The organism is Streptomyces sp. R818 (assembly GCF_056172735.1).
The window spans coordinates 272,839-286,404 of sequence record NZ_JAOCNE010000002.1 but is presented as its reverse complement, the minus strand read 5'-3'; the positions used below and the strand labels follow the sequence as shown (position 1 = coordinate 286,404).

Here is a 13,566-nt window from a genome sequence, read left to right as displayed (position 1 = left end):
CGAACTCGGCGGCCGGGTACGGGTCGTCGAGCTGTACTCCGAGTCGCTGACCGCGAAGGGCGAGGGCGCGGACACGTATCTGCGGATGATGCGCGCCAACACCGAGGCGATGACCGACGGCCTCACCTGAATCCCCCACCCACATCCCCCCATACACCCCCCATCCCGTCACAGCCCCTCACACCTCCACTCCACACGGAACACGCCGCCACCGCGCGGCCCGGAAAGGAACCGACACACCTATGAACACCTCCATACGCGGGCGAAGCCGCACCGGCACGGCGGTCACCGCCACGGCGCTGACCCTGGCCGTCGCCACCGTCCTCACCGCCTGCGGAGCGCAGGATTCCGACGCGGGCTCCTCGACCCCCTCCGACTCCGGTTCCCAGAAGCGGAGTGCGGGGCGTGCCGCACCCGCCGCCGAGGTCGCGGACCCGGTCGTCGCCACGTTCGACGGCGGCCTGTACATCCTGGACGGCAAGACCCTGAAGCGGACCAAGACGATCGAGCTCGCCGGGTACAACCGCGTCAACCCCGCCGGTGACGCGGACCATGTGATCGTCTCCACCGACAGCGGCTTCCGGGTCCTGGACGCGGCAGGTCAGAAGCTCACGGACATCGAGTACAAGGGCGCCAAGCCCGGCCACGTCGTCCGTCACGCGGGCAAGACGGTGCTCTTCACGGACGGCACCGGCGAGGTCAACGTCTTCGACCCCGCGGATCTCCTCTCGGGCAAGAAGCCCGAGGGGCGCACCTACACCTCCGCCGAGGCGCATCACGGTGTCGCCATCGAGCTGGAGAACGGCGAACTCCTCACCACCCTCGGCACGGAGGAGAAGCGCACCGGCGCCCTCGTCCTGGACAAGGACGACAAGGAAATCGCCCGCAACGAGCAGTGCCCCGGTGTCCACGGCGAGGCCGCGGCGAAGGGCGAGGCCGTCGCCGTCGGCTGCGAGGACGGCGTGCTCGTCTACAAGGACGGCAGGTTCACCAAGGTCGACGCGCCCGACGCCTACGGCCGCATCGGCAACCAGGCCGGCAGCGACGCCTCCCCCGTCCTGCTCGGCGACTACAAGACCGACCCGGAGGCGGAGCTGGAGCGGCCGACCCGGGTGTCCCTGATCGACACCGAGAAGGGCACCCTGCGCCTCGTCGACCTGGGCACCAGCTACACGTTCCGGTCCCTGGCGCGCGGCCCGGAGGGTGAGGCGCTCGTCCTCGGCACGGACGGTGCCATCCACGTCATCGACCCGGTCTCCGGCAAGAAGGTGAAGAAGATCGCGGCGGTGGGCGCGTGGCAGGAGCCGCTGGACTGGCAGCGGACCCGGCCCAACCTGTTCGTCCGCGACCACACCGCGTACGTCTCCGAGCCCGGCACGAAGCAGGTGCACGCGATCGACCTGGACTCCGGGAAGAAGCTCGCGTCGGTCACCCTGCCGAAGAGCAGCAACGAGCTGTCGGGCGTCGCGGCGCACTGATCCGCGAGCAGCGGCCGGTCAATGACGGCCCTCGGCCCAGTACGCGGCCCGCACCTCCCCCTCCGCGAACTCCTGGTGCGGCAGCCGCAGGCCGAGGGCGTCCTCCAAGGCGTGGAAGTACAGCTGGTAGGTGTCGGTCAGTTCGGGGTGGTCCAGCTCGGCCCGGCGCAGGGCGCGGTTCAGGAAGTCCAGTTCGCCGCCACGCCGATAGGGAGCGTAGCCGCGGTCGTACGAGAGCAGCTCCAGCGTGCCGTTGTCGCCGTCGTCGACGCGGTGACCGTCCCGCAGGTAGCTGAAGGTGTAGATGGCTTTGGCCATGGTGGCGGACAGCCACACCTGTTCCTCGATGCCGAGCGCGGCGTACGCCTCCTTGTCGGCGAAGCCGCCCGGCGGTATGTCGTGGTGCAGCAGGTAGGTCCAGCCGCCCGCCTCGCCGAAGCAGCAGCTCTTGTACTGGCGGTCCCAGTGGGCCCGGCCGTCGTCGACCGCCATGAGGTCCCGCAGCCGGGTGCCGCCGGTGACCTGCGCGGGGTCCGCCCCGTACAGCAGGGCCACCTGCTCGGCGTCGACGCGCTGACCGGGCGCCGCGCGGAAGAAGACGAGATGCGTGTACGGGTCCTGCTCGCGCCAGGACGGGGCTATCCAGGCCAGCCCCTCCAGCGGATCGCGCCCGCACACCTCGGCCGCCCCGGTCTCCTCCGGGCCGCCGCCGCGGAACCGTCGGCCCCATGCCGGATCGATCCGGTCCATCAGCTCCGCCGCTTCCGCGAGGCTGTCCGCGCGCTGCCGCATCGCGGCCTCGGCGATCAGGTACACCACCTCGTCGAGGTCGCGGGTGGCGAAACGCTCCTGATCGGCGCCGAAGCAGCCGTACACCGTCCCGTCCTCGTCCACGCGCAGGAACAGGCCGTCGCCCCCCGCCTCCTCTGCGCGCTCGGCCCAGTCCTCCCACTCGTCCTCGTCCACTGTGACCGGCGGCATCGCGACGTCGGTGAGCAGGGCGTGCCGTGCGGCCGTCCGCCGCCAGGCCGCCGCGAGGGACTGCTTGTCGATCTCCATGACGCCAATGTAGGAGGCGGCACTGACAACGGGCCCTCGCTGGCTGCCTGTTCACTTTCTCTGGTACGCCGCCACCGCCATCTCCACGAACGACAGGATCAGGGGGTTGCCGTCGTTCTCGTTCCACGCCGCCACCACCCGGCTCGGTGCCATGTCCACCAGCGGTACGAGGGCGAACTCCGCGGGCAGGTCGTGGCCGAGCGGGGCCAGGCCGACCGTGCCGTTCCAGAGCACCGCCTGGAGGCATTCCTGGACGGCGCGCACGACGGGCCCCTCGCGCGGGCTGCCCGCGTTCCAGTACGCCTGCCAGACGGGATCGGTGCCCTCCGGGAACTGGAACCAGCGGCGCTCGCTCAGTTCGGCCACGCGCAGCGCGCCGCGGCGGGCCAGCGGGTCGTCCGCGCGCAGGACCACGCCGACGGGGTCGTCCCGCAGGGCCCGTACCGTCAGGGCGGTCTCGTCGAACGGGGCCCTGGTCAGGGCGACGTCGACCAGGTGGGCGCGCAACCCGCAGGTCGGGTCGGTCAGTTCGGCGTCGCGGATGCGGATGTCGACCCCGGGGTGCTTGCGCCGGAAGGCGGCGGCCAGTCTGGAGACTCCGGGGTCGGTGGTGTCGCCGAGGATGCCGACGGTGAGGGTGGAGGCGCCGGCCGCCGCGCCCACCCGGGTCCGGACGCGTTCGGCGTGGTCGAGCAGCGCCCGCGCCTCGTCGAGGAGGACCGTGCCCACCGCGGTGAGCGTGACGCCCGTGGGGGAACGGACGAAGAGCGGGGCGCCGACCTCCGCCTCCAGCTGTTTGATCGCCCGGCTCAGCGGCGGCTGGCTCATGTGCAGCCGGTTGGCGGCCCGCCCGAAGTGGAGTTCTTCGGCGACGGCCAGGAAATAACGCAAGGTCCGTAGCTCCACGCTGCAACGATACCCACGCGGTATCGGGGTGGCCAGACCGGTCTTGGACAGGGACGGCGCCTGCGCGCTGAACTCGTGTCCACGACCGAAGGACCCCGCAGAACCTGGACGGAGACCATGAACATCGCCTACTGGATCCTCGCGGGGCCGCTCGCCCTCTTCTACCTCTACGCAGGCGCCCTGAAAGTGATCCGCGACCGCGATCAGCTCCGGCCGATGATGGCCTGGGTCGACCGCACGCCGCTGCCCGCGCTGAGAGCCCTCGGCGTCGTCGAGATACTCGGCGCCTTCGGCCTGGTCCTGCCGCCGCTGACCGGCATCGCGCCCGCGCTCGCGGTGGCCGCGGCCGCCGGACTCGTCGTTCTCCAAGTGGGCGCGATCGCCGTCCATCTGAGCGGTGAGGACCGGCGGATCGCGCTCAACATCGGCCTTGTCGTCCTCGCGGCGGTCACCATCTGGCCGGCCACCGCACGCTGAGGACAGCAGGCGGTCACCCGTACAGCGAAGCGGCCCCCGGGCTGCCGTCCACGAACCGCTGGCCCGCCGCGATCTCGTCGCCCACCACCGACCAGACCGTCTCGTCGTCCTCGAACGGCAGCGGATCGACCTCGCTCGTCTCGTCGCCGATCCGCTTCACCTCGCCCGCCAGGCGCTCGAACTCGGCCTCTTCCTCGCTTTCGTCGCCGCCGAAGGCGAACGTGTCGAGCAGACGCTGGAACCGGGAGGTGACCTGGACGAGGGAGGAGACGTCCGCGTGCAGCTCCCGCACGGTCTCCTCGTCGTCGTCGAAGGCGTGGACCTTGCCGGAGCCGGGGTCGAGGGCGAGATGGGCGTTGAGCAGCCAGCCGATGACGGGCCACGCGCCCGCGCCCTCCTCGGCGTCCTCGAAGTCCTCGGTGTCCACGACGTCCCGCACGAGGGGCAGCCGGCCGCTGTCCTCACCGGGCTCCCGCAGCAGAAGCGTCCCGGTGGGGGCGCCGACGGTCTGCAGCAGCCGCGCGCCCTCGGTGTCCGCCGCGGCGGGCGGGAAAGCGGTGGCGGGCAAGGTCACGAGGCGGTCCTCGCCGAAGAGGTCGACGAGTTCGCCGCGAGTGACGTCGAAAAGCACTGCCGTACTCCGAATTCAGCGGCCAAGAGCACGCCGCGGGACTTTGAGGATCTGGAGATCTGGAGATCTGGAGGGTTGCGAGTATTTAAGGGACGAACTTGTTGTCCGAGGGAGAAAGGTCCATCACCGTATCAGTGCGCCCGCCGTCGACACCCTTCTTGTCCCACTCGTCGTGCAGCCACTTGATATAGGCGCGGTGTTCGCGGTCCTTCTTGTAGTCGCTGACGTCCGTGCCGTCGGGCAGCTTCTCGTGCTGGTCGTACTTCTGGCTGTGGGTGACGTCCAGATGGTCGGGGAACACCTTGGCCAGGTACTTGTCGCATTTGGGATTCTTCTGGCAGGGCTCACGTTCCGTATAGAGCTCGCTGACGAAGTCCTGGTGCCCCTTCTTTATCAGCGGGTGCCCGATGGAGCGTTCGGAGTGGGCCTTGCCGCTGGCGCCGACGAGGATGAACTTCTTGCCCTTGCCGTCGTCGTACATGGCCGAGGCGTAGTTGCCGCCCGGAACGTAGGAACGGCCCTCTTTGCGATTGGCGTAGCGGCCGAGCTGCGCGGCCCGGCCCAGTTCCGTCTTTCCGGGGGCGACCTTCGTGGAGGTGACTTTCTTGCCCTTGGCGCCCTTCTTGTTCTTGACCTTGCTCTGCTTCTCCGGCTGGTTGTTCCACGGGTACCAGGCTTTGTCACCGAGGACATCGTGAACGCCGGACTTGTCCGTGGACTTGACCGGGCTGGTCGTGCCGTCGTGGTGCAGCTGGCGGATCGATCCGTCGTCGCTGAGCAGGTACATCGGCGTGTCACCGTCGCGCTTGACCCGCTTGACGTCGACCCGCTCGGCCTCGTCGCCGATGTCGCGGTCCTTGCGCTTCTGGTGCTTGGAGGCGGCCTTCACGCGGTCCGGGACGGTGTCGGTGACATGCTTGGTCACCTTCAGTGTCGCCTTCTCCAGGCCGTCGATCGCACCTTCGAGGATGGCGTCGAAGGACGCGGTCATCGGGTCCTTGCCCTTGGTCTTGCCGAAGGAGCTGCGCCCGCTGGAGAGGTGGACGCTCGACTGGCTGCCCAGGTCGGTGCCGTGCCGGGAGACCTTGCCCGCGCCGTCCTCGAACTCGAAGTGGTCGATGACCGTCCGCTTGCCCGCGCCACCGGAGCCGGAGCCGCCGGGCTCGTCGCCCGCGGAGGCCAGCTGCATCCCGCCCGGCTTGTCACCGGGGTTGAAGGCGCCCTCGGCCAGATCCAGCGTCATGTCCGAGACCAGTTCGGCGAGTTTGCCGGTGACGGGCTCGGTGACCTTCGTGATCAGCGCGTCGACGATCTGGTCGACCGCCTCGTCGATGAGCCGCTTCACGATGGTGCGCATCAGCGCGATCTCACCGGCGGCGGCCGCGGCGGAGAGCCCCAGGGTGAAGGGCGCGGCGGCGAGTTCGGCGACGATGGTGCCGGCGAGGATGCCGAGTTCGACGCCCGCCTTCACCTTCAGACCGCGGATGATCTCGCCGACACCGTCGCAGGCGGTCGCGAACAGCCGCGCCACCTCGGGGATCTTGTCCAGGTGCCCGGTCTTCACATGCGACCAGTGCTTCTGCATGGACTCGACGGCCCAGCCCTCGGACGAGGACAGGATGCGGTTCACCGCCTTGTCCGCGTCACCGCCGTGGCCCTCGAACTTGTCGGCGAAGTCCCGCATGGACGTCGCCATCTCGAAGTAGTCGTCCTCGTCGACATTGGGCCAGCTGACCCCGATGAGGTCGAGCGCCTCGTCGATGATGCTCGGCAGTACCAGACCCATACGCGCGCGCTCCCCATCACCTGCTGCAACACCTGTCCCCCCAGGCTATCGGTGCAGGTTGTCAGGTGCACAAGGGAGCCCCGTCGCAACACAGTTCTGTGACGGGACCCCCATGTGACGGCAAAGTCACCGGAGTTGTCAGCGCTGCCGCAGCCGCACCAGCGCCTCGTCCGTCCCCACCACCAGGTCGCCTTCGGCCGTGAAGGCAAGGGCGTAGGCCCGGCCGCCCGGACGGAAGGTCCGCAGCCGGTCGTCCTCCAGGACCCGGTGCTCGACCAGGCCGTCGGCCCAGGCGATCGCGAGGACCGGGCCGCCGTCGACCGTCGTCACGGCCACCGCCACGACCGCGCAGTCGCGGGCGGCCACCGGCTCGGGCATGGGGTCCGCGTGCGGAGCCCACGCGCGTACGGTGCCGTCGGCGCCGCCGGTGTAGAGCAGCGGGACGGTGTCACCCTCGGCGGAGACGGGCAGATCGGTCCCGGCGACGGCGGTGACGGGCCCCCGGTGCAGGGCGGCGGTGCGCGGCCCGGTGCCGGCGGCCACCACATGCACGGTCCCGGCGGCGTCACCGAACACCACCCGCCGCCCGGCGCCACCGCTCAGGGCGGTGACAGGCTCCTGCTGGCGGTCCGTGTACTCCTGTACTGCTTCGCGGAGTTGGTCCTGCGGGGAGGGGCCGTCCTCCAGGAGGGCGGCGATCCCGCCGGGCTTCGCGGACTCGGCGGCGCGCTGGGTGTGCAGCCGGCCGTGCTCGTCGAGGACGGTCACGGTGCCGTCGCCGTGCTCCGCGACGGCGCGGCCGCCGGGCGCGGAGTGCGGGAGACGGCCGACGGCGGCGGCGCTCTCCGCGTCCAGGACACGGACCGTGCCCTGGTGGTCGGCGACGACGAGCCGCCCGGCGAGGGGGCCGCCACCGACCGCCACCGAGCGGACCGGCCCGGGCCACGGCGGGGTCACGTCGCCGCGCACCCGGTGCCAGACGACCGACCACGAGGCATTTTGCGCGAGGGAGTTGAGCGCGGCGGGCAGACGCGGGTCCCCCGCGTCACCGAGCGCCGCGAGCAGGACCAGGGCCCGCTCGGCGGGCGGCTGCTCGCGGGTCAGCGAGGCGCCCGCCCGCAGCCAGGCGGCGCGCAGCCCGCCGTGGCTCTCCTCGGAGCGTTCGTAGGCGGTGGTCACGCGCCAGGGGTCGGCGGCGCAGACCGACGCCGGGTCGTCCAGGTCCAGCGGCTCCTCCGGCCCGGGGTCCTGCTTCGCGGGCCGGTCCGGGTGGTCGGCCGCCCAGGACGCGCGGCGCGCCTCGTCGGTCCACTGCGGCTCGTCCAGGTCCATCCGCGCGCACGGCCCGGCGGTGAGCTCCCGCTCCCACGACGTACCGGAGCGCACCTCCACGAGCACGCGCACGTGGTCCAACGCCGCCAGTTCCAGTGCCAGTTCGGCGAGGGCGTCGGGCTGCTCGGCCGCGTGCAGCTCGGGCAGCGCGATGACGGTACGGCGCGGGTCGGCGGCGAGCCCGGCGAGGAGCGCGCCCGGGGAACCGGCGGCGATCGACAGCTGTTCGCCGAGCATCCAGGCGGTGGTGGTCACCGTCTGGCCGGGCAGCGGTACGAAGCCGTGGACGCGGCGCTCGCCGACGGTGCCGGGCCGGGTGCCGTGCCCGATCAGCCAGGCGAGCAGCTCCGACTTGCCGCGGTTCGCCGAGCCGGTGACCACGGCGAGGCCCGGGGCGTCCGGGTCGCCGAGCCAGGCGAGCAGGGCGGCCGCGGCGGGTTCGCGCCCGGAGGCGGGCCGGGACCAGGGCAGGGCGGGCTCGGCGCTCATGCGTCCACCTCTGTGCATCCGGGGGCGCGTCACCGCTGGTCCTGCTGGGCGGCGTGCGTGATGAGCTCCTTGAGGCCCTCCTCGCGGGAGTCCGCGGTGTCCCCGTAGTCGAAGCTGTGCGTGAACTCGGCGTGCGGGAGCACCGCCTCCAGCCAGGCGGCGCAGTAGTGGCCGGGCATCATGCACGGTTCGAGCTCGCAGTAGACGCGCGACACCTGCTCGGGCTCGACGCCGGAGGAGGAGAGCTGCTGCCACAGCTGCTCCTCGGGGTGGAGCCGACCGGGGCTGGCCTGGGCGGTGACGATCTGCTTCGCACCCTCCTTGTTCACGTACTCGAACGCGGACGAGAAGGGGAAGTTGAGGGCGTGCCGCACGTCGTCGAGGACCCGCGGCCACCAGTTCTCCCGGTCGGCGACGGCCTCCGGGTCGATCTGCCGGATCTCCTGGACCATCGCGGCGAACGCCTCGGCGGCCGCCTGGAGTCCGTCGGAGGCGGCGATCACCGGGAGGGCGCGGTCGAGGACCGCGGCGCAGTGCGTGAAGGCGGCGATGTCCGAGTTCACGAACAGGGCGGGCTCCTCACGGCCGAGGAACAGGGCCTGCACGGAACCGTCGGTGCGGACGCACAGGTGGGCGAGGCGGTCGGTGCCGATGCGCACCCACTCCGCCCAGTCGCCCTGCAGCGTGACGCCGCGGTGGCCGGTGAACATCCCGAGGGTGATCCCGTCGGTGTCGTCCGCCGCGATGAAGTACGGCCCGACGTGCAGCGGCACGCCGACCTGCGCGAGGTGGGTACGGGCCGAGGCGGGCACGGTCCCGTACGAGGCGGGCACGCTGATGCGGCGCAGCCCCTGGGGGCCGAACTGTGCGACGGCGGGGTCCGAGGGCAGCTCGGGCATCACAGACCTTCCATGGTGACGGACTTACCGGCACCACCCTATGCGCAGGCCGGGGGCGACTCGGAGGGGCGTGACGAACTCGGGACGAGCCGCGGCGCTTAAGCTTCGCCGGTCGGCCGGGACAGGGAGGACGACGAGGACGACGAGGACGGACATGGACTGGATCGCGTGGGGCGTCAGCGGCGCCGGAACCCTCTTCCTCGGCGTCGCCGCCCACGGGTACGTCACCGGCCGCCGCGTCCCGCCGGACGCCCGGCTCCGCCACGGCGTCCGCCGCACGTTCCTGCCGCTGCTCCTCGCATGGGTCTTCCTCTGGTCCAGACTGCCCGACGCCGTCGGCGCCCCGTGGGCCGTGAACGCGACGTGCGACGCCGTCGCCTGCGCGGCGCTCGTCCTCGCCTTCCTCGCGGGGCGGCGGAGCCGCAGGTCCGCCGCCCACCGTGAGGAGACGCCCGCGTAGCCGCCGGGTCGTCACGCGCGGGCGGCGAGTACCGCCGCCAGCCCCTCCCGCAGGTCGTCGACGAAGAACCCGGGAACCTCCAGGGACGGGAAGTGTCCCCCGCGCTCGGGCGCCGTCCAGCGGACGATCTGCCGGTACCGCTCCTGTGCCCACGGGCGCGGGCTCTTCTCGATGTCGCGGGGGTACATGGTGAGGGCCGACGGGACGTCGACGCGGAGGTCGGGGTCCAGGGAGTTGTGGCTCTCGTAGTAGATGCGGGCCGCGGACGCGCCGGTACGGGTCAGCCAGTACAGGGTGACGTTGTCGAGAACCCGGTCCAGGGAGATCGTCTCGAACGGGCTGTCCTCGGTGTCCGACCACTCCGCGAACTTGTCGAGAATCCAGGCGAGCAGCCCGACCGGTGAGTCGACGAGCGAGTAGCCGATGGTCTGCGGCCGTGTCGCCTGCTGCTTCGCGTACGCCGCGCGGTGGCGCCAGAAGTGCCGGGTGTCCTCGGTCCAGACGCGTTCGGCCGCCGTCAGCCCGTCCGTGGAGAGTCCGGGCGGCGCCTGGGCGAACGTCGAGTGGATGCCGAGCACGTGTGCCGGGTACCTGCCGCCGAGGAGGGTGGTGACGGGGCCTCCCCAGTCACCGCCGTGCGCCAGGAACCTGTCGTAGCCGAGCCTGCCCATCAGCTCGACCCACGCGGCGGCGATCCTCTCGGTCCCCCATCCGGTGGCGGCCGGCTTGTCGCTGTACCCGAAGCCGGGCAGCGACGGGACCACGACATGGAACGCCGGCGCGTCCGCGCACTCCGGGTCCGCCAGTTCGTCCACGACGTCGGTGAACTCGGCGACGCTGCCCGGCCAGCCGTGCGTCAGGACCAGCGGGGTGGCGTCCGCCCGGGCGGACCGGCGGTGCAGGAAGTGGATGCCCAGGCCGTCGATGACGGTACGGAACTGGCCGATCCGGTCGAGCCGCGCCTCGAACGACCGCCAGTCGTACGCGGTGCGCCAGTGGTCGACGACGTCGACGAGGTCGGCGAGCGGAACACCCTGCGCCCATCGGTCGGGGCCGGGCGCGGCGCCCTGGACGGTCTCGGGCTCCGGCAGGCGCGCCGCGGCAAGGCGGGCGCGCAGGTCGTCGAGGTCGGCGTCGGTCGTGTGGGCCTTGAACACTTCTACGTGGCTGGTCGTCGGGCGGGGCATGAGACCTCCTGGCCTTCCGTGGAACCGGCTAAGACGGTTCTAGCAAGCCCCGCACCACCTCCGCAACCGGCTAAGGTGGTTCCATGCGCGCTGAGTTTCCTGAGTTCCGCCTCGGCAAGGTCCTGGCGACCAGCTTCACCGGGACGCTGTCGGAGCGTCACGGCGTGCCTGTGGAGCGCATTCCCGTCCCGGGTCGACTTGTCGACTGGCTGGCGGTGTACGGCCTCGCCGTCGACTCCTGCACCGCGGCGCAGCTCGCCCGCGCCCGGGAGCTGCGGGAGTCGATCCACGCCGCCGCGACCGCGGCCGCGCTCGCAGAGGCTCTGCCCGCGTCCGCCGTCCAGGTCATCAACGACTGCAGCGCGCAGGGGCGGGCCGCGGCCACCCTGACGCCCGAGCGCGAGCGGCGCTGGCGGCTCGGCTCGGATTCCCGCGTGGAGGACGCCCTCAGCGTGATCGCCGCCGACGCGATCGACATCCTCGCGGGCGAACGGGACGGCAGGCTGGCCCTGTGCGCCTCCCCGACCTGCCAGGCCGCCTTCTTCGACACCAGCCAGAGCCGCACCCGCAAATGGTGCGACATGAACACCTGCGGCAACCGCCAGAAGAAGGCCCGTTTCAACGAGCGCAAGAGTCCCAGCGCGGCGGAGTGAACGCCACCCGGGGATTTCGTCATGGACGCGCGTGACTGGGGACGGCTCGAAGAGGAGCGGCTCCGTGCGCAGTCGCGGGCGTACTACGACGTCGAGCAGCCGCCCGAGGTACGGCGGCGGTGGGCCAAGGTGTCCTTGCTCGCGAACAGGCGCATGCGCGGAGCGGGGCCGCGGGAGTCGGCGCGGGAGGACCGTCAGGAGTTCGCGCTCCGCATGTGGGTCATCCAGCACCTCGGCCCCGACGACGAGGACACCGACTGGAGCCCCGAACAGCTGGCGTCCGACACGCTCGACGCCCTGCTCCTGACACCGTCGGACGCCGCCGCTCTGGCCCGTGACTGGCGCGCCCCCGCGCCGGGCCTCAGCGCCGCACCGACGCCGCGATCCGTGCTGCCACCTGTGCCGGTGCCAAGTGGGTCGTGTCGATGACCTCCGCCTCGGCGTGCAGCCACGTGCGGGACGCCTCGGCGTAGGGCTCCAGGTAGCGGAGGCGAAACGGTGAGGGGCCCATGACCGTGTCCCCCTCGATGCGTCCGCGCAGGGTGTCCTGGTCCGCGTGGAGGACGAAGTGCCGTACGGGGATGGCATGGTGGGCGAGGCCCGCGCCGATCTCGCGCCAGTACTCCTCGACGAGGACCGTCATGGGCATCACCAGCGTGCCCCCGGTGTAGTCGAGCACGCGGCGGGCCGTCTCGACGACCAGGGTGCGCCACGGCGGCCAGTGCTGGAAGTTGTCCGTCGCGGGCAGGCCCGGCTCGATGTCCATGAGCGTCTCGCCGACCTTCTCGGCGTCGAAGACCCGCGAGTCCGGGAGCAACCGCTGCACGAGCCGGCTGGTGGTCGTCTTGCCCGCGCCGTGTGTCCCGTTGAGCCATACGATCATGGGCCGACGCTAGTGCCGCGCACGTCGCCGGCCTGTGCCGATGGCGTCACAGGACGGGTACGACCGGCGCACGGCACCCGCTCGCGGCCACGGGCGGCGTGTGCCCCCACCGGTCGGCGGGCAAGCGAGTACGCAGAAAGCCGAGCAAGCATGTACGTACGAAGGAGGTTGCCGCCATGAGCGCTCCCGCCCTGCCGTTCACGGAGCGCATGACCTGTTCACAAGCGCGGGCCGAGACCAGTACGGCCGTGCTGCCCTTGTGCGAGGGCCTGCCCCGGCACCAGGCGCGCCGGCTGCACGAGGACGCATTGCTGATCGCCAGCGAGCTCGCGGCCAACGCGCTGCGCCACGGCGGCGGCATCACCCGCTTCAGCGCCTGCGTCCACGCACACGTGCTGGTGGTGCAGGTCAGCGACCGCAGCGCCCGAGAGCCGCTGCTGCTCCCCCACGATCCCACCGTGCCCGGCGGTTTCGGCTGGCTCATGGTGCGGAGTCTGGCCCGTTCGGTCACCGTCGAGCGGCACAGCACCGGCGGGAAGACGATCACCGCCGAACTGGCGCCTCCGCCTCGCTCCTGATCCTGTTCCTGATCCTGACCACCGAACTGCGCATCGCATCACGAACATCGCACCACGAACGGGGTGAGCCCCAGCCGGATCGGCTGGGGCTCACCCCGTCTCAGGTGTTCATACGTGGGTCACCATCGGTACCAGCGGCCCTTGCGGCCGCCACTCGCGGCGGGCCGGATCACGAAGCCGAGCAGCCACACCACGAGCACGATGACGGCGATCCACCACAGTGCCTTCAGTGCGAAGCCCGCGCCGAAGAGGATCAGAGCCAGAAGAAGAACCAGAAGCAGGGGAACCATTGTTATTACCTCCTGGCCACCATCTGCTCTTAACTCACCCCTACAAACACACAAAGGTCACGTTTCTTTCACGTAGGGGAGGGCAAGCGCCCGGCCCGTGGAGTGCCCCGTTCCGGTCAGGTCATACACGGGGATGCACACCGGGGATTTCATGAGCGCCCAGCACGTTTGCCAGGCCGCTGAGCGGCCAAGCGGGACCCCAGCACACGATGTCCAGCCAAGGAGCGTGAACGACTATGAGCGCCGGTGAGAAGGCCAAGGCGAAGACCGAGCAGGCGGCCGGGGCGGCCGCGGCGGCGACCGGGCGCGCCATGGGCAACAAGTCCCTCGCCGCCAAGGGCCGCGCTCTGCAGACGCGCGGCGACGCCCGTGAGACCAAGGAGAAGACGAAGGACCTGGGCAAGCACTAGGCCCAGTCGCCAGACTCCGCATTCAGCCGCAGGGGCGGCCCCGTCCGA

At 71.3% G+C, this 13,566-nt stretch carries 16 protein-coding genes and 1 pseudogene; 8 read left to right on the top strand and 9 right to left on the bottom strand.

Going from position 1 to position 13,566, the window contains the following annotated elements; translation table 11 throughout:
- Together N5I75_RS04115 and aztD are read left to right on the top strand one after the other, a co-directional pair.
- Positions 1–130, top strand: a pseudogene (locus tag N5I75_RS04115) (zinc ABC transporter substrate-binding protein); the annotation flags it as partial.
- Between the two features lie 112 nt (positions 131–242).
- Entirely contained in the window at positions 243–1,478 is a 1,236-nt protein-coding gene (aztD, locus tag N5I75_RS04110; RefSeq protein ID WP_476674365.1) for a zinc metallochaperone AztD, read from the top strand.
- 18 nt (positions 1,479–1,496) lie between these two features.
- On the opposite strand, the gene N5I75_RS04105 is transcribed toward aztD, so the two are convergent.
- Together N5I75_RS04105 and N5I75_RS04100 are read right to left on the bottom strand one after the other, a co-directional pair.
- Positions 1,497–2,537 (bottom strand): hypothetical protein, encoded by a 1,041-nt coding sequence (locus tag N5I75_RS04105; RefSeq protein WP_476674363.1) that lies wholly within the window; start codon positions 2,535–2,537, stop codon positions 1,497–1,499.
- Between the two features lie 51 nt (positions 2,538–2,588).
- Complete coding sequence (locus N5I75_RS04100; protein WP_476674361.1) at positions 2,589–3,443, bottom strand: LysR family transcriptional regulator; 855 nt, start codon at positions 3,441–3,443, stop codon at positions 2,589–2,591.
- Positions 3,444–3,560: 117 nt separating this feature from the next.
- Here N5I75_RS04100 and N5I75_RS04095 point away from each other — a divergent pair, with 117 nt between their 5' ends.
- Positions 3,561–3,920, top strand: coding sequence for a DoxX family protein (locus N5I75_RS04095; protein ID WP_476674748.1), 360 nt, complete (start codon positions 3,561–3,563; stop codon positions 3,918–3,920).
- A 13-nt stretch (positions 3,921–3,933) separates the two neighbouring features.
- Here N5I75_RS04095 and N5I75_RS04090 read toward each other — a convergent pair whose 3' ends face one another.
- The 4 genes from N5I75_RS04090 to N5I75_RS04075 form a co-directional block, all read right to left on the bottom strand.
- Positions 3,934–4,551, bottom strand: coding sequence for an SUKH-4 family immunity protein (locus N5I75_RS04090; protein ID WP_476674359.1), 618 nt, complete (start codon positions 4,549–4,551; stop codon positions 3,934–3,936).
- A gap of 85 nt (positions 4,552–4,636) precedes the next feature.
- Positions 4,637–6,337 (bottom strand): WXG100-like domain-containing protein, encoded by a 1,701-nt coding sequence (locus tag N5I75_RS04085; RefSeq protein WP_476674357.1) that lies wholly within the window; start codon positions 6,335–6,337, stop codon positions 4,637–4,639.
- Positions 6,338–6,475: 138 nt separating this feature from the next.
- Complete coding sequence (locus N5I75_RS04080) at positions 6,476–8,158, bottom strand: hypothetical protein (RefSeq protein ID WP_476674355.1); 1,683 nt, start codon at positions 8,156–8,158, stop codon at positions 6,476–6,478.
- 29 nt (positions 8,159–8,187) lie between these two features.
- Entirely contained in the window at positions 8,188–9,057 is an 870-nt protein-coding gene (locus N5I75_RS04075; protein WP_476674353.1) for a nucleic acid/nucleotide deaminase domain-containing protein, read from the bottom strand.
- 154 nt (positions 9,058–9,211) lie between these two features.
- On the opposite strand from N5I75_RS04075, the gene N5I75_RS04070 reads away from it, so the two are divergent.
- Positions 9,212–9,517, top strand: coding sequence for a hypothetical protein (locus N5I75_RS04070; protein ID WP_476674351.1), 306 nt, complete (start codon positions 9,212–9,214; stop codon positions 9,515–9,517).
- A gap of 11 nt (positions 9,518–9,528) precedes the next feature.
- Here N5I75_RS04070 and N5I75_RS04065 read toward each other — a convergent pair whose 3' ends face one another.
- Entirely contained in the window at positions 9,529–10,704 is a 1,176-nt protein-coding gene (locus N5I75_RS04065; RefSeq protein ID WP_476674349.1) for an epoxide hydrolase family protein, read from the bottom strand.
- Between the two features lie 83 nt (positions 10,705–10,787).
- On the opposite strand from N5I75_RS04065, the gene N5I75_RS04060 reads away from it, so the two are divergent.
- Positions 10,788–11,357 carry a CGNR zinc finger domain-containing protein gene (locus tag N5I75_RS04060; RefSeq protein ID WP_476674347.1) on the top strand — a complete coding sequence of 190 codons (570 nt, stop codon included), beginning with the start codon at positions 10,788–10,790 and terminating at the stop codon, positions 11,355–11,357.
- Between the two features lie 21 nt (positions 11,358–11,378).
- Positions 11,379–11,786 (top strand): hypothetical protein, encoded by a 408-nt coding sequence (locus tag N5I75_RS04055; protein ID WP_476674345.1) that lies wholly within the window; start codon positions 11,379–11,381, stop codon positions 11,784–11,786.
- On the opposite strand, the gene N5I75_RS04050 is transcribed toward N5I75_RS04055, so the two are convergent.
- Positions 11,719–12,240, bottom strand: a complete 522-nt coding sequence (locus N5I75_RS04050) for an AAA family ATPase (RefSeq protein WP_476674343.1) — start codon at positions 12,238–12,240, stop codon at positions 11,719–11,721. The genes N5I75_RS04055 and N5I75_RS04050 overlap by 68 nt on opposite strands.
- Before the next feature lie 176 nt (positions 12,241–12,416).
- Between N5I75_RS04050 and N5I75_RS04045 the strand changes: the two genes are divergently transcribed.
- Positions 12,417–12,818 (top strand): ATP-binding protein, encoded by a 402-nt coding sequence (locus tag N5I75_RS04045; RefSeq protein ID WP_476674341.1) that lies wholly within the window; start codon positions 12,417–12,419, stop codon positions 12,816–12,818.
- Between the two features lie 119 nt (positions 12,819–12,937).
- Here the strand turns inward: N5I75_RS04045 and N5I75_RS04040 are convergent, their stop codons facing one another.
- Entirely contained in the window at positions 12,938–13,108 is a 171-nt protein-coding gene (locus tag N5I75_RS04040; RefSeq protein ID WP_223775182.1) for a hydrophobic protein, read from the bottom strand.
- Between the two features lie 236 nt (positions 13,109–13,344).
- Here N5I75_RS04040 and N5I75_RS04035 point away from each other — a divergent pair, with 236 nt between their 5' ends.
- A complete protein-coding gene (locus N5I75_RS04035; RefSeq protein ID WP_476674339.1) occupies positions 13,345–13,518 on the top strand; it encodes a CsbD family protein in 174 nt (57 codons plus the stop codon).
- Positions 13,519–13,566 lie beyond the last annotated feature (48 nt).

Coding starts and splice junctions, on each gene's coding strand:
- N5I75_RS04045 (WP_476674341.1), top strand. CDS start 12,417: ATGAGCGCTCCCGCCCTGCCGTTCACGGAGCGCATGACCTGTTCACAA.
- N5I75_RS04035 (WP_476674339.1), top strand. CDS start 13,345: ATGAGCGCCGGTGAGAAGGCCAAGGCGAAGACCGAGCAGGCGGCCGGG.
- N5I75_RS04050 (WP_476674343.1), bottom strand. CDS start 12,240: ATGATCGTATGGCTCAACGGGACACACGGCGCGGGCAAGACGACCACC.
- N5I75_RS04040 (WP_223775182.1), bottom strand. CDS start 13,108: ATGGTTCCCCTGCTTCTGGTTCTTCTTCTGGCTCTGATCCTCTTCGGC.
- N5I75_RS04065 (WP_476674349.1), bottom strand. CDS start 10,704: ATGCCCCGCCCGACGACCAGCCACGTAGAAGTGTTCAAGGCCCACACG.
- aztD (WP_476674365.1), top strand. CDS start 243: ATGAACACCTCCATACGCGGGCGAAGCCGCACCGGCACGGCGGTCACC.
- N5I75_RS04095 (WP_476674748.1), top strand. CDS start 3,561: ATGAACATCGCCTACTGGATCCTCGCGGGGCCGCTCGCCCTCTTCTAC.
- N5I75_RS04075 (WP_476674353.1), bottom strand. CDS start 9,057: ATGCCCGAGCTGCCCTCGGACCCCGCCGTCGCACAGTTCGGCCCCCAG.
- N5I75_RS04055 (WP_476674345.1), top strand. CDS start 11,379: ATGGACGCGCGTGACTGGGGACGGCTCGAAGAGGAGCGGCTCCGTGCG.
- N5I75_RS04080 (WP_476674355.1), bottom strand. CDS start 8,158: ATGAGCGCCGAGCCCGCCCTGCCCTGGTCCCGGCCCGCCTCCGGGCGC.
- N5I75_RS04070 (WP_476674351.1), top strand. CDS start 9,212: ATGGACTGGATCGCGTGGGGCGTCAGCGGCGCCGGAACCCTCTTCCTC.
- N5I75_RS04105 (WP_476674363.1), bottom strand. CDS start 2,537: ATGGAGATCGACAAGCAGTCCCTCGCGGCGGCCTGGCGGCGGACGGCC.
- N5I75_RS04085 (WP_476674357.1), bottom strand. CDS start 6,337: ATGGGTCTGGTACTGCCGAGCATCATCGACGAGGCGCTCGACCTCATC.
- N5I75_RS04060 (WP_476674347.1), top strand. CDS start 10,788: ATGCGCGCTGAGTTTCCTGAGTTCCGCCTCGGCAAGGTCCTGGCGACC.